A 12,951-nucleotide genomic window follows, 5' to 3' on the forward strand; every position below is an offset into this window, starting at 1 on the left:
CAGGGGGGCTCTCTCCGAGGGGCCGCTGCGCGATCCTGATTGCGCTCGCGACGCCACCCTCTGGCAGATCAGACTTTAGTAGGAGAGAGTTCCACAAAAATTAATGCGTAAAATGATTTTCAATTCAAATTTAGAAGATCAAGTTTGCTCTTCCCGATTTCGCGTCTTTTCAAGCAACTTCACGCAGATCAATTCTCCAGAGCGGCGAGTTGCTCAACGGCGGCGCGATAGTGTTGCGGATGCGCGGCGATGGCGCGCTCGAGCAGCCGCCGGGCCTCTGCGGCATCGCCCTTGCGCTGCGCGACGAGAGCCATGTTGTGCTGCAGCACCGCGCGCTCGCGGTCGCTTTCGACCCCGTCGGGCAGCGCGTAGTCCCCGCGCATCGCCCGGGCGATGGCGAGGTTGTTCTTCGCGGCGAAGAGCTTGGGATCGGTCGCGAGCGCGCGCTCGAACGTCGCGATGGCCGCCGACGCGTCGCCGCGCGCCAGTCGGCTCACGCCCCAGTTGTTCAGGGCCGCCGCCTTGTTCTCGGCGCCGGCGAGCGCGCGCGCATAGGCGGCGTCCGCAGCGGACCAGTCGCGCGCGCGGTCGGCCACCAGCGCCTCAAGCAGCGCGCGGCGCGCGGTGTCGAGATCGGGCGGCAACGCGGCGGTCATGGCGCCGGCCCGTTCCCAGTCGTCGAGCCTCACGGCGATGAAGCCGCGCTCGACCCGGTCCTGCGGCGTGGCGGCGTCGCTGGCGAGAACGGCGTCCATTGCCCGCTCGGCGGCGCGCAGATCGCCGGCGCGCATGTTCGCGATGGCGAGACTGCGCTGCATCGCGACGTCGTCCGGGGTCGCGGCGGCGGCGCGCTCGAAATAGCGCACCGCGCCGTTCGGGTCTCCGGAGTTCAGGATCTGCTCGCCGAGACCCGCCTCGCGCACGATGTCCGGGGCGAGCGGATCGGCGAACTGGGACACGCTCTGACAAGCCGACAGGCCGAGAGCGGCGATCAGCAGCGCGGCTTTGCCCGAGGTCATTCCGAGGCCTCCCTCGTTGGTCTGACGATGTTCCTCAACGTCTGATAGTTGTTGTAGACCAATTGCGCTCGGGCCCCGTCCATCTCGCTCACCGGGCGCGGAGCGACCCCGAGCCAGGCGATCTCGGAGACGACGCGCCGGTTGGCCCGCTCGCGCGCGGGGGTCGGGACGACGGGCTCGGCCTCGCCCCGCGAGGCGACTGCCGCGATCCGCACGCCGGGCACGCCCTGCGCGATCAGGAAGCGCGCGACCGCCTCGGCCCGCCGCTGACCGAGCGCGAGATTGGCGCGCTCGCCGCCCACCGCGTCGGTATGACCGGTCAGCCGGATCGCGCCTTTGGGGTTGTCGAGCAGCCAGGCCGCCTGCTGGGCGAGCGCCGTCTGGGCCGCCGCGTCGAGCGACGCGTCGGCGAAGGCGAAGGTCACGCCTGTCGGGACGCTCTGCGCGAAGTCGCGCGACAGAGAAGCGAGCAGGGCCGCGTCCGCGCCGCCAGGGCGCGACTCGCGCATCGCGCGCGCCGACGCCCCGATCTCGAGATTATCCGGGCGGACGCCCATTTCGCGGGCGCAGCCCTGGACGGCCAGAGCCGCGAGGGCCGCGAGACAGGCGCGCCTAATCGAGAACATAGCCATAGGGTCCGTCGAACTCGGGCGCGCTGCGTCCGTCGGTGCGCCCGAACAGGAACAGATCGGCCTCGTTGGGGAGGGAAACGCGCTCGAAGGGCGTGGCGATAGCGTCGGCGGCTTCGACCGGGTTCACCAGACGCGCCGTCACCACGATGATCAGCTCGGTCTCCCCGCGCTGGAAATCCGCCGAGCGGAACAACGCGCCGAGCACCGGGATTTCGCCGAGCCATGGCACCTGGCTCACCGTGTCTGCGAAGTCGTCCTGATAGAGCCCGGCGATGGCGAAGCTCTGGCCGTCGCGCAGCTCGACCTGGGTGGTCGCGCGACGCACGGTGAAGCCGGGGATCGACAAGCCCGCCGTCTGCGCGCCGAGCGAGGGGTCGATGTCGGCCACTTCGGACGAGACGGCGATGGAGATCGCGTCGTCCTCCAGAACTGTCGGGCGGAAGGCGAGGCTCACGCCGATGGGGCGGAACTCGACATCGACTTCGCCGTCGTTGTTGATCAACGGAATGGGGACTTCGCCGCCGGCGAGGAACTCCGCCTCGCCGCCCGAGAGCGCCACGAGGTTCGGCTCGGCGAGCGTGCGCGCGAAGCCCTTGGTCTCGAGCGCGTCGATCTGGAGGCCCAGCAGCAGGCTGTCGCCGATCGAGAACAGCGTCCCCAGCGCGCCGAAGCCGGTATAGGCGGGGAGGTCGACGCCGCCGCCGGGCAGGATGTTGGTCCCTCCCGTCGCGACGCCGACGGAAGGGTCGCCGGTGCGCGAGGCGCCGAGGCTGACGCCGATCTCCTTGGCGGCGGTGCGGTTCATCTCGGCGAGCCGGACGACCAGCGACACCTGCTGCATCGCGCCGACGGTCATCAGGTTGGTGACCCTGTCGCCGGCATAGGCGCGCCCGAGCGCCATCGCGCGGTCGATCGCCGCAGCGCCGCCCACCGAACCCGACAGGATCAGCCCGTCGCCGGCGGCCCTAACCTCGACCCGCTCTCGCGGAAGCAGTTCGCGCAGCCGCTGCTTGAGCTCTGAGAGGTCAGGCTCCACGACCACCCGCAAGTTCTCGATCACTCGCCCCGACGCGTCCAGCAAGGCCAGAGACGTCCGTCCGATGCTGCGTCCCAGCAGATAGATGGATCGGTCCGACAGGGGCTGCACATCGGCGATCCCGGGTTGGGCGATCTGAAGCTCCGAGAAGGACCGGGCGCTTTCGAGGATCACCGCCTGATCGAGCATCACCGCAACGTCGCGCTGCGCGCCGCGCGTGGCGACGCGCACCCCGTTCTGTTGAGCCGAAGCCCAGCTTGCGGCGCAGAGCGACGCCGCCAAAATGACCGCGAGAAGGCGCATCGCATCATGTCTCCGACAACATCTAGTCGCTGCGAGAAGGCGAACCCCTACAGACGGACAATGCCACAAGACTCTGTAGCCCACAACCATTAGTAGATAAAAGAAGGTTAACGCGCGCTTAACGCGACAGAGCGCGATTGAGCCGCTCCGACAGGTCGCGCGACGCTCGACGCCCGTCGTCCGGACCAAGGCGAAAACCCCTAGTCGCCTGCGAGTTCCGGTCGGCTGAGCGTCGGGCCTCGCCAACGTGTCCGGCGCCGCTCGCGAACCGGCCCTCTTGTCGCGCCCGCCTCGACCGTTCTAGCCTGACCGACCGCGCGAGCACAGCGCCGGGAGGAAACGATGAAGACAGCCGCCGTCGATCCGGCGCTCTACGAGCCGCGCCTGCGCGCCCGGCTGGCCGAACTCGAGCACCGCCTGCACGGGATCGAGCACGCGCTCGAAGCCGAGCCCAACCCAGATTTCTCCGAGCGCGCGACCGAGCGCGAGGGCGACGAAGTGCTCGAAAGCCTCGGCGCGGCGGGGGTGCAGGAAATCCGGATGATCCGCGCGGCGCTGGAGCGGATCGACGAGGGCGAGTTCGGCTATTGCGTCAACTGCGGGAACCCCATCCCGGCGGCGCGGCTGGACATCGTGCCCCACGCGCCGCGCTGCGCGAAATGCGCCTGAGCCGTCGCGCGCGGTGAAGTGGGCGCGCGGCGCGCGCCCCCGAAAAACCTCAGTCCGGATCGTCGTCCTTGAAGGTGCGGTGCCCCGAGATCATCGTCGAGACGATGGACTGCCGGGACATGATGTCCTCGCGGATCGCGACGTACATGTGGATCATCGTGAAGATGATGATGAGCCACATGCCCAGGCGGTGCCAGTTGTGCACGTCGAGGCTGGAGCCGAAGAGCGGGATCACCCAGCCGAAGGCGAGATCGGCCCAGCCGCCCTGCTGCTGTCCTTCCGCATAGAGCGCGAAGCCCGTCGCGATCATGAACAGCGAGCCGAGCGTGATGAAAAAGAACATCGCGAGCTGCGCCAGCGGGTTGTGGCCCATATACTTTTTGGGCCGCTTCTCCAGCAGCAGATACCAGCGCAGCTCGAACCACACCTCCCGCCACCACTCGGCGTTCGCAAGCGGCAGCCAGAAGATCTGCCTCGCATGGTGGTTGCCCACCACCGCCCAGTACATCCGCGCGAAGAACCCGATCGCGAGCACGTAGCCCGCGATCACGTGGGCGGCGCGGATGTAGCCGAACTGGAAGCTGTCCGACGCCTCTCCCCCCAGCGAGGGGAGCGGCTTGCCGATCAGATAGCCGGTCACGCAGAGCATTACGATCGACGCGGCGTTGACCCAGTGCCAGATCCGCACCGGCGCCTCGTAGACATAGACCGAGGTCAGCTTGGTCGCGCTGCGCACGGTCGGGCCGGCGGCGTCGGCCGGCAGCGCCGCCCCCGGTGGGGGGACGATGGACTTTGCGACGGACATAGCCCCCTCCCTCAGCGGACCGTGACGCGGGCGAGCTCGTCGCCCTCGGGCGACATCACATGCGTCGAGCAGGCGAGGCAGGGGTCGAAGCTGTGCAGCGTGCGCAGGATTTCGACCGGCTCGTCGGGCCGCTCCATCGGCGTGTTCAGGAGCGACGCCTCGAACGCCCCGATATTGCCCTGCTCATCGCGCGGCGAGCCGTTCCAGGTGGTCGGCACGACGCACTGGTAGTTGTCGATCTTGCCGTTCCTGACGACGATCCAGTGCCCCAGCGCCCCGCGCGGCGCTTCGGTGAAGCCGACGCCCTTGGCTTCCTTCGGCCATGAGGACGGGTCCCACTTGGCGACGTTGGCGGTGTTCTCGTCGCCGTTGCGGATGTTGGTCACCAGCTTGTCGAAGAAATAGCGTTGGAGGTCGGCGCAGTAGCTGGCCTCGAGCGCGCGCGCCGCAGTGCGGCCGAGCGTGGAGAACAGCGCCTGAAGCGGCAGGTCGAGCTGGCGCAGCAGGCGCTCGGCCGGCTCCTTGAACTCGGGTTTTCCCTGCGCGTAGCCGATGACGTAGCGCGACAGCGGCCCGACTTCGACGGCGTGGCCCCGCCAGCGCGGCGCCTTGATCCACGAGTATTTCGCGGCCTCGTCGATTTCCTTAATGTCGGTTTTCGTGCCGACGGTGTTAGGGCCGAGCGCGAATTTCGGCTCGGTCACGCCGTCCCACGGGTGAAGGCCCTTGGCCTCGTCGCCGTAAGCGTACCAGCTGTGGGGAACGAACTCCTGGATCTGCTCGGGGTCGCGCAGATCGACTTCGTGGATGGTGGAGAGGTCGCCGTTCACGATGACGCCGCGGGGCATCATCATGTTCTCCGCCGACCAGTCGTTGGCGCGGTCGGGGATGTCGCCATAGGCCATCACCGCCTTGCTCGACAGCCCGCCGCCATGCAGCCAGGTCTTGTAGAACGAGCCGATCGCCGCGAGGTCCGGCAGATAGACGTTCTCAACGAAGTCCTTGCACAGCGAGATGATCGAGGCGACGAGGTTGAGCCGCTCCATGTTGATCGCGCCGACCGCCCCGGTCGAATGGACGTTGATCGGGCAGGGCACGCCGCCGACCAGCCAGTTCGGATGCGGGTTCTTGCCGCCGAAGATCGTGTGGATCTTGACGATCTCCTTCTGGAGGTCGAGGGCCTCAAGATAATGGGTAGTCGCCATCAGGTCGGCTTCGGGGGGCAGCCTGTAGGCGGGATTGTCCCAGTAGCCGTTCTTGAACAGGCCGAGCTGGCCCGATTCCACGAATTTCTTGAGCCGGTTCTGCACGTCGCGGAAATAGCCGGGCGAGGACATCGGATGGTTCGGCCCGACTGCCTGCTGCAATTCCGACGTCGCCTTGGGGTCGGCCTTCAGCGCGTTGACCGGGTTGACCCAGTCGAGCGCGTGCAAATGGTAGAAATGCACGATATGATCATGCACCTGCAGGTTCAGCTGCATGATGTTGCGGATCGAGTTGGCGTTCTCGGGGATCTCGATCCCCAGCGCGTCCTCGACCGCGCGGCAGCTCGTCAGCGCGTGGGTGCCGGTGCAGACGCCGCAGATGCGCTCGGTGAACGCCCAGGCGTCGCGCGGGTCGCGGCCCTTGAGGATCACCTCCAGCCCGCGCCACATCGTGCCGGTGGAGACCGCGTTGCGGATCACCCCCTGATCGTCCACGTTCACTTCGCAGCGCATGTGGCCTTCAATCCGGGTCACCGGATCGACGACGATGCGGCGGCCCGAATTGTCGAGGTCGAAGCCGTTCGGCGTGGTCAGGCCCATCAGTGGTTCTCCCCATGCGAAGCGTCGGTCTTGCGCTGGGCGCGCTTGAGCGCGGTGATCGCCGCGTGCACGGCGATGGCGCCGCCGACGCCCGCGGCCGCGACCCCGCCGATCCGGTCGGCGTTGGCTTCGACTCCGAAGGCCTTGATGTCGGTCAGCCTGTCGTAGAACGATCCCTTGTCCCAGAACCCGTCTTCCGAGCAACCGATGCAGCCATGGCCGGACTGGATCGGGAAGCTCACGCCCTCGTTCCAGCCGATGGTCGAGCAGGCGTTGTAGGTGGTCGGACCCTTGCAGCCGACCTTGTAGAGGCAGAATCCCTTGCGCGCGTTGTCGTCGTCCCAGCTCTCGACGAACTGGCCGGCGTCGAAATGCGGGCGGCGGTAGCATTTGTCGTGGATGCGCTGGCCGTAGAACATCGCCGGACGGCCCTGCCGGTCGAGCTCGGGCAGCCGGTCGAAGGTCAGCATGTAGGTGATCACGCCGGTCATCACTTCGGCGATCGGCGGGCAGCCCGGCACCTTGATGATCGGCTTGTCGGTGATGACCTTGTGCACCGGCACCGCCTGGGTCGGATTGGGCGCGGCGGCCTGCACGCAGCCGAACGAGGCGCAGGCGCCCCAGCTGATGATGGCCTTCGCGTCCTTGGCGGCGTGTTTCAGCTGGTCGAGGAACGGCTTGCCGCCGACGATGCAGTACATTCCGTCCTCGTTGAGCGGCGGATTGCCCTCGACGGCGAGGATGTAGTTGCCCTTGTAGCGGCGGATCGTGTCCTCGAGCGCGGCTTCGGCGGCGTGGCCTGCGGCGGCCATCAGCGTGTCGTCGTAGTCGAGCGAGATCATCGACAGCACGACGTCCTTCACCAGCGGATGCGCCGAGCGGATGAAGCTTTCGGAGCAGCAGGTGCATTCGAGGCCGTGGACCCAGATGACGGGCGTGCGCGGCTTGGTCTCCATGGCGTGCGCGATGCGCGGCGCGTAGGCCGGCCCGAGGCCGAGCGCCGCCGCCGTCAGCGAGCAGTATTTGAGGAAGCTGCGGCGGGTGATCCCCTGCCGCCGCATCACCTCGTAGAAGGTCTCCATCTGGGCCATGCGCCTGCGCCCCTCCCCCTCGCTGCGCCGGTTCGCGGCGCGTTGCTGCTGGGAGGCTTGATGCATCGGCCATGCCAGATGGATTTCTCTCCGATTTCGCAGATGGTTGCCGCAGCCTGCGCGCTGGTGCGCAGGTCGCGCGCTTTCCGGCCCCTGAAATACCGGAAGTCGCCTGACCAGCGCTTTGGTCGGTGGTCGCCGCCTGACCGGAGCGCGATCGCGCTCAGGCGCCGCCGTTGAAGAATGCGTGGATCGCCTCGGCCATCTTCCGCGACACGCACTCGACTTTCGTAAGGTCCTCCACGCCCGCCCGCGCCACCGCCTTCGCCGAGCCGAAATGCGCCAGCAGCGCGCGCTTGCGGGCGGGGCCCACGCCCGGAACCTCGTCGAGCGGCGTCGCCGTCGTCGCCTTGGCCCGCTTGGCCCGATGCGCGCCGATGGCGAAGCGGTGCGCCTCGTCGCGCAGGCGCTGCACGAAATAGAGGGTCGGGTCGCGGTGCGGCAGGGCGAAGGGGCGGCGGCCCGGCGCGTGGAACTCCTCCTTGCCCGCGTCGCGTTGCTCGCCCTTGGCGACGCCCACCAGCGCGACATCCTCGACGCCAAGCTCCTCCAGCGCCGCCAGCGCCGCCGAGACCTGCCCCGCCCCGCCGTCGATCAGCACGAGGTCGGGCCAGTCGCCCTTCTCGCGGTCCGGGTCCTCGCGCGCGAGGCGGGAGAAGCGGCGGGTCAGCACTTCGCGCATCATCCCGAAATCGTCGCCGGGGGTCAGCTCGGTCGAGCGGATGTTGAACTTACGGTACTGCGACTTCTCGAAGCCGTCCGGCCCCGCCACCACCATCGCGCCGACGGCGTTCGTCCCCATGATGTGGGAGTTGTCGTAGACCTCGATGCGGCGCGGCGGCCCGTCCAGCCCGAAGGCGTCGGCCAGCGCGTCGAGGAGCTTCGCCTGGCTGGCGCTCTCGGCGAGCTTGCGCGCGAGCGATTCTCGGGCGTTGCGCAGCGCATGCAGCACCAGATCGCGCTTTTCGCCCTTCTTCGGCGTGGCGATGCTCACCTTGCGGCCCGCCGTCACCGACAGCGCCTCGCCGATCAGCTCCGCCTCCGGCAGATCATGACTCAGCAGGATCAGCCGGGCCGGGGCCTTGCCGCCGTAAAACTGACCGAGGAAAGCGGAGAGGATTTCCTCGGGCTCGGCGCCCGCGCCGGTCCGGGGAAAATAGGCGCGGTTGCCCCAGTTCTGATGGGCGCGGAAGAAGAACACCTGCACGCAGGCCTCGCCGCCCTCCTGATGCAGCGCCACGACGTCGGCCTCGTCCACCCCCTCGGGGTTCACGTCCTGATTGGCCTGCACGGCGGTCAGCGCGCGGATGCGGTCGCGGAGCGCGGCGGCGCGCTCGTATTCCATGTTGCGCGCCGCCTCGGCCATCTCGGCGGCGAGCGTCTCCTGCACCTTGGTCGAGCGCCCTTCGAGGAAGCGGATCGCGTCGTCCTCGAGGGCGGCGTAGGCCTCGCGGTCGATCAGCCCGACGCAAGGAGCGGCGCAGCGCTTGATCTGATGAAGCAGGCACGGCCGGGTGCGGGCGTCGAACACGCTGTCGCGGCAGGTGCGCAGCAGGAACGCCTTCTGCAGCGTGTTGATGGTGCGGTTCACCGCGCCCGCGCTGGCGAAGGGGCCGAAATAGCGCCCGGACGTGGCGCGCGTGCCGCGGTGCTTGCGCAACTGCGGGAACGGGTGGTCGCCGCCGATCAGGATATGCGGAAAGCTCTTGTCGTCGCGCAGCAGCACGTTGAAGCGGGGCTTCAGCTGCTTGATGAGGTTGGCTTCGAGCAGCAGCGCCTCGGTCTCGGTGGCGGTCGTCACGAACATCATGGCGGCGGTCGCCGCGATCATCCGGGCGATGCGGGTCGAGTGGCCTGTTCCGTGCGCGTAGTTCGCCACGCGCTTGCGCAGGCTGCGCGCCTTGCCGACGTAGAGGACGCCCGACCGCGCGTCGAGCATGCGGTAGACGCCGGGCGCGTCGGGCAGGCTAGGCAGGTAGGCCCGGATGATCTCGGCCCCGGTCTGCGGCGGCGCGGCGTCGTTCGGGCCGCCATAGACGGCGCCTTCCTCCTCGAAGCCGAACGGGGTTCCGGGTTCGGACATCATCCCTCCGAAGCGTGGGCGCGCTTAGCCGAGTCGCGCATCGTCCGCAAGTGAAACTCCATCCCCGGAAGCTGTGGAAAACTCTGGGGGCCAATGTGGGGAAGGCCCGAATCTCGCCGGGCGTCCAAGTGGTTTCAGGCGCTGCACAAAAAAACAGCAATTTTCCAAGCTACTGTTCCGAATGGGAAATTTTATGGTCGCGTGGTAAACTGCTGGTGAAGAACACAGATTCGCAACCGAGTTGCGACGGATTTGCGTCAAGTGGAAAAGACGCCTTGCGCCGTACGGCGTTTTTGCTAACCGCAGAGCCGTTCGATTCGCGGCAATACGACATAGGTCCTATTCGACGCCGAGCACATCCGGCGTCCGCCAGCCGAGATGCTGCCCCCCGTCGAGCGCGAGCATCTGCCCCGTCAGCGCATCCGCCGACAAGATGTAGCGCAGCCCCGCGACCATGTCCGCCGGCCCCGCGCCGCGCCGCAGCAACGTCGCGCCGCGCTGTCGGGCGAACTGCTCGGCGGTCTGCCGCTCGCCCTGAATCGTCGGCCCGGGACCGATGGCGTTCACGCGGATGCGCGGGGCGAGCGCCTGCGCCGCCGTGCGGGTGAAGGCCCAGAGGCCCATCTTGGCGATCGTGTAGGTCATGAATTCCGGCGTCGGCTTCCAGACCCTCTGGTCGATCATGTTGACCACGCAGGCGCGCGCCACCGGCAGCCCTTCGGCGTCGGTTCCGGCTTCGGGCGCCTGCGCGGCGAAAGCCTGCGTCAGGCGGAAGGGCGCCCAGAGATTGCTGTCGATATGGCGGTCCCAGCTCTCGCGCGTCGCGTCGGACAGCGAGTCGCGCTCGAAGATCGAGGCGTTGTTGACGAGCAGGGTCAGAGGCGCGCCCAGCGCCCGCGCCGCGCGCCCGACGAGGTCGTCCACGGCGCCGCGGTCGAGCAGATCGGCCCGCACCGCCGCCGCCATGGGCGCTCCCGCGGCGCGGGCCTCAGAGGCCGTCGCCTGCGCCTCAGCCTCCGACCCGTTGCAATGGATCGCCACGGCCCAGCCCTGCGCCGCGAGATCGAGCGCGAGCGCCCGCCCGATCCGCCGCGCCGCCCCCGTGACAAGGGCCGCGCCGGGGCGCAGGCCGGGGCCGGAGACCTCCGAACTCATGGCGTCGGCGGCGTGCGGCAGGCGCAGGGCGCATCCGGGGCTACCCAGGCCCCGCAGGCCGGGCAGCGCGTCATCTCCTGCACGGCCCCGCCGGGGCCGCGCGGCGCAGGCGGCGCGCCGGTCTCCGGGCGTGCGCCGCCCATCGCCCGCCGCACTGCGCTCCAGATCGCCAGCGCGACTCCGATCAGCGTGATGAGCTTCAGCAGCATCGCCGCCCCCCTAGAGCCCGAACCGCGCGCGCATCGCCCGCTCCTCGACTGCGGCGAGCATATCGGCCGCGCCGGGCGCGCCGAGCCGCTGCAACAGCGACTTGCGCGGGGCCGCGACGCTGAAACGGACCTTGTCGCCGTAGAGCTTTTTCATCGTCGGGACCAGATGGCCGATTCCGTCGATCAGGCCGAGCTGCTCCGCCTCCGCCGCCAGCCAGATGTCGCCGGAGAACAGCGTCGCCTCGTCGCCGTTCAGCCGCCCGCCGCGCGCGCGCGTCACATGGTCGATGAAATTGGCGTGCACGCCCTTCTGGATGCGCAGCAGGCGCGCGACGTCGTCGGGGTCCTCGGGGCGGAACGGGTCGAGCAGTGTCTTGCGGGCCCCGGCGGTGTGCACGCGCCGCTCGACGCCGAGCCGCGCGATCGCCTCGTGCAGGCCGAACCCCGCCGAGACGACGCCGATCGAGCCGAGGATCGCGTTGGCGTCGGCGTAGATCTCGTCTGCGGCGCAGGCGAGCCAGTAGCCGCCCGAGGCCGCCACGTCCTCGCAGAAGGCGTGGACTTTGACGCCCTTCTCGTCGGCGAGCCGGCGGATGCGGGCGGCGATGAGCGCGCTCTGGCTCGGCGAGCCGCCCGGCGAGTTGATCGCCAGCGCCACCGCCTTGAGCCGTCGCGCCGAGAAGGCGCGTTCGATCAGCGGCGCGAGACCGGCGTCGTCGAGGCTGCGGCCGAACGGGCCGCCGATCCCGATGGCGCCGTAGAGGCGGATCACCGCGACGGTCGGCGCGGGGACGAACAGCGATTTCAGGCGGTCGAGCGGAGCTTTCATGGCAGGCTAGGTAAGCGGGGCGCAGGCGCTTGGCAAACCGTTTCGCCGCGACGATCCCGGGGCGGCGGCGTCAGGCCGACCGGTCGCGCGCGAGCGGGTGCAGCGCCACGACCTCGCGCAGCCGTGCCTCCAGCACATGGGCGTAGATCTCGGTCGCGGCGATGTCGGCATGGCCGAGCAGTTCCTGGATCGCCCGCAGATCGGCGCCGTTGGCCAGCAGATGCGTCGCGAAGGCGTGGCGCAGCGCATGGGGAGAAAGCCGCGTCGGGTCGAGCCCGGCCTGCGCCGCCAGCGCGCGGATCATCTGGAACATGCGCTCGCGCGTCAGATGTCCGCTGCGGCCGCCCGAAGGGAACAGCCAGGGCGAGGCTTTCGCCCCTCTTCCCTCCCGAGTCATGCGCGCGCTTTCGGCGGCGTCGCGCGTCTCCAGCCATGCGGCGAGCGCGCGCCGCGACGGCTCGGTCAGCGGCGTCAGGCGCTCCCGCCCGCCCTTGCCGCGCACCAGCAGCACGCGCGGATCGCCCCGCGCCGCCGCAACCGGAAGCGCGACCAGCTCGCTCACCCGCATCCCCGTCGCATAAAGGAGTTCGACGAGGCACAGCGCCCGCACGCCGCGCGGCCCCGCCCAGCGCGTGCGCGCCGCCTCAAGAAGGCGGTCGACATCCGCGACGCTCGGGACTTTCGGCAGCGGGCGCGTCCGGCGGGGGCCCTTCAGGCGGGCCGCGGGGTCGTCGGGGCGAAAGCCCTCGGCGCAGGCGAAGGCGAAATAGCGGCGCGCCGCCGAGAGCCGCCGCGCGCGGGTCGCGTCCGCCAGCCCGCGCGCCGCGAGATCGGCGAGCCACGCCTCGACGTCGGCGCGGGCCGCGTCGCCCGCGCTCACGCCGCGCCCGGCGAGAAAGCCGCTCAGATCCTCCAGATCGCGGGCGTAGGCGAGGACGGTGTTGTCCGCCGCGCCGCGCTCGGCGCGGATCGCGTCGAGAAAGGCCCCGCGCCAATCCGCCCGCGCGCCCATGCGGTCACCGCAGCGGGGCTGCGGGAAGCTCGATCTCGACGCGCTCGGTCGGCGGCGGCAGGTCGGCGACCAGCGCATAGACCACGCCCGCCGCCGCCGCGAGGACCGCCAGAACCAGCAGATACCGCAAGAGCCGTCCCATGCGCCTCGCCTCGCCTTCTCGCTCGTCCCTCGGGGCGCCGCACTTCACCTGCGCCCGCGCCGCGTGTACACCCGGGACAGGCCGCGCGAAAGACGCGAGCT

13 protein-coding genes are annotated in these 12,951 nt (G+C 69.4%); 1 reads left to right on the plus strand and 12 read right to left on the minus strand.

Annotation, left to right across the window (positions count from 1 at the left end; all coding sequences use genetic code 11):
• Positions 1-188 precede the first annotated feature (188 nt).
• Genes V7Q31_RS14450 through V7Q31_RS14460 form a run of 3 tightly spaced genes read right to left on the minus strand, consistent with a single transcriptional unit; the run spans position 189 to position 2,990 of the window.
• Entirely contained in the window at positions 189-1,019 is an 831-nt protein-coding gene (locus V7Q31_RS14450; protein ID WP_333834565.1) for a tetratricopeptide repeat protein, read from the minus strand.
• Complete coding sequence (locus tag V7Q31_RS14455) at positions 1,016-1,645, minus strand: OmpA family protein (RefSeq protein ID WP_333834566.1); 630 nt, start codon at positions 1,643-1,645, stop codon at positions 1,016-1,018. The genes V7Q31_RS14450 and V7Q31_RS14455 overlap by 4 nt, the downstream gene beginning before the upstream one ends.
• Positions 1,632-2,990 (minus strand): type II and III secretion system protein family protein, encoded by a 1,359-nt coding sequence (locus tag V7Q31_RS14460; RefSeq protein WP_333834567.1) that lies wholly within the window; start codon positions 2,988-2,990, stop codon positions 1,632-1,634. The genes V7Q31_RS14455 and V7Q31_RS14460 overlap by 14 nt, the downstream gene beginning before the upstream one ends.
• 342 nt (positions 2,991-3,332) lie before the next feature.
• Here V7Q31_RS14460 and V7Q31_RS14465 point away from each other — a divergent pair, with 342 nt between their 5' ends.
• Positions 3,333-3,659 (plus strand): TraR/DksA family transcriptional regulator, encoded by a 327-nt coding sequence (locus V7Q31_RS14465; RefSeq protein WP_333834568.1) that lies wholly within the window; start codon positions 3,333-3,335, stop codon positions 3,657-3,659.
• 49 nt (positions 3,660-3,708) lie between these two features.
• Here the strand turns inward: V7Q31_RS14465 and cybH are convergent, their stop codons facing one another.
• The 9 genes from cybH to V7Q31_RS14510 all read right to left on the minus strand — a co-directional run bounded on the left by cybH (position 3,709) and on the right by V7Q31_RS14510 (position 12,850).
• Entirely contained in the window at positions 3,709-4,464 is a 756-nt protein-coding gene (gene cybH, locus V7Q31_RS14470) for a Ni/Fe-hydrogenase, b-type cytochrome subunit (RefSeq protein WP_333834569.1), read from the minus strand.
• 11 nt (positions 4,465-4,475) lie between these two features.
• Positions 4,476-6,269, minus strand: a complete 1,794-nt coding sequence (locus V7Q31_RS14475) for a nickel-dependent hydrogenase large subunit (RefSeq protein ID WP_333834570.1) — start codon at positions 6,267-6,269, stop codon at positions 4,476-4,478.
• On the minus strand, positions 6,269-7,360 hold the full coding sequence (locus tag V7Q31_RS14480; RefSeq protein WP_333834571.1) for a hydrogenase small subunit: 1,092 nt from the start codon (positions 7,358-7,360) through the stop codon (positions 6,269-6,271). The genes V7Q31_RS14475 and V7Q31_RS14480 overlap by 1 nt, the downstream gene beginning before the upstream one ends.
• A 223-nt stretch (positions 7,361-7,583) precedes the next feature.
• Positions 7,584-9,503: an excinuclease ABC subunit UvrC gene (uvrC, locus tag V7Q31_RS14485; RefSeq protein ID WP_333834572.1), complete on the minus strand. Its 1,920-nt coding sequence runs from the start codon at positions 9,501-9,503 to the stop codon at positions 7,584-7,586.
• A 339-nt stretch (positions 9,504-9,842) separates the two neighbouring features.
• Positions 9,843-10,658 carry an SDR family oxidoreductase gene (locus V7Q31_RS14490; protein WP_333834573.1) on the minus strand — a complete coding sequence of 272 codons (816 nt, stop codon included), beginning with the start codon at positions 10,656-10,658 and terminating at the stop codon, positions 9,843-9,845.
• Complete coding sequence (locus V7Q31_RS14495) at positions 10,655-10,867, minus strand: hypothetical protein (protein ID WP_333834574.1); 213 nt, start codon at positions 10,865-10,867, stop codon at positions 10,655-10,657. Before V7Q31_RS14495 ends, V7Q31_RS14490 begins: the two co-directional genes overlap by 4 nt.
• 10 nt (positions 10,868-10,877) lie before the next feature.
• Complete coding sequence (locus V7Q31_RS14500; protein WP_333834575.1) at positions 10,878-11,696, minus strand: S49 family peptidase; 819 nt, start codon at positions 11,694-11,696, stop codon at positions 10,878-10,880.
• Positions 11,697-11,766: 70 nt separating this feature from the next.
• Complete coding sequence (locus V7Q31_RS14505; RefSeq protein ID WP_333834576.1) at positions 11,767-12,708, minus strand: tyrosine recombinase; 942 nt, start codon at positions 12,706-12,708, stop codon at positions 11,767-11,769.
• A 4-nt stretch (positions 12,709-12,712) separates the two neighbouring features.
• Positions 12,713-12,850 carry a hypothetical protein gene (locus V7Q31_RS14510; RefSeq protein ID WP_333834577.1) on the minus strand — a complete coding sequence of 46 codons (138 nt, stop codon included), beginning with the start codon at positions 12,848-12,850 and terminating at the stop codon, positions 12,713-12,715.
• Between the last annotated feature and the right edge of the window lie 101 nt (positions 12,851-12,951).

Origin of the sequence: Rubrimonas sp., assembly GCF_036788415.1 — a bacterium.
GTDB lineage: Bacteria > Pseudomonadota > Alphaproteobacteria > Rhodobacterales > Rhodobacteraceae > Rubrimonas.

What these genes read in the sequence shown, in the direction of transcription:
- cybH (WP_333834569.1), bottom strand. Translation starts at nt 4,464, where the DNA reads ATGTCCGTCGCAAAGTCCATCGTCCCCCCACCGGGGGCGGCGCTGCCG.
- uvrC (WP_333834572.1), bottom strand. Translation starts at nt 9,503, where the DNA reads ATGTCCGAACCCGGAACCCCGTTCGGCTTCGAGGAGGAAGGCGCCGTC.
- V7Q31_RS14510 (WP_333834577.1), bottom strand. Translation starts at nt 12,850, where the DNA reads ATGGGACGGCTCTTGCGGTATCTGCTGGTTCTGGCGGTCCTCGCGGCG.
- V7Q31_RS14465 (WP_333834568.1), top strand. Translation starts at nt 3,333, where the DNA reads ATGAAGACAGCCGCCGTCGATCCGGCGCTCTACGAGCCGCGCCTGCGC.
- V7Q31_RS14455 (WP_333834566.1), bottom strand. Translation starts at nt 1,645, where the DNA reads ATGTTCTCGATTAGGCGCGCCTGTCTCGCGGCCCTCGCGGCTCTGGCC.
- V7Q31_RS14460 (WP_333834567.1), bottom strand. Translation starts at nt 2,990, where the DNA reads ATGCGCCTTCTCGCGGTCATTTTGGCGGCGTCGCTCTGCGCCGCAAGC.
- V7Q31_RS14505 (WP_333834576.1), bottom strand. Translation starts at nt 12,708, where the DNA reads ATGGGCGCGCGGGCGGATTGGCGCGGGGCCTTTCTCGACGCGATCCGC.
- V7Q31_RS14450 (WP_333834565.1), bottom strand. Translation starts at nt 1,019, where the DNA reads ATGACCTCGGGCAAAGCCGCGCTGCTGATCGCCGCTCTCGGCCTGTCG.
- V7Q31_RS14500 (WP_333834575.1), bottom strand. Translation starts at nt 11,696, where the DNA reads ATGAAAGCTCCGCTCGACCGCCTGAAATCGCTGTTCGTCCCCGCGCCG.
- V7Q31_RS14480 (WP_333834571.1), bottom strand. Translation starts at nt 7,360, where the DNA reads ATGGCCCAGATGGAGACCTTCTACGAGGTGATGCGGCGGCAGGGGATC.
- V7Q31_RS14495 (WP_333834574.1), bottom strand. Translation starts at nt 10,867, where the DNA reads ATGCTGCTGAAGCTCATCACGCTGATCGGAGTCGCGCTGGCGATCTGG.
- V7Q31_RS14475 (WP_333834570.1), bottom strand. Translation starts at nt 6,269, where the DNA reads ATGGGCCTGACCACGCCGAACGGCTTCGACCTCGACAATTCGGGCCGC.
- V7Q31_RS14490 (WP_333834573.1), bottom strand. Translation starts at nt 10,658, where the DNA reads ATGAGTTCGGAGGTCTCCGGCCCCGGCCTGCGCCCCGGCGCGGCCCTT.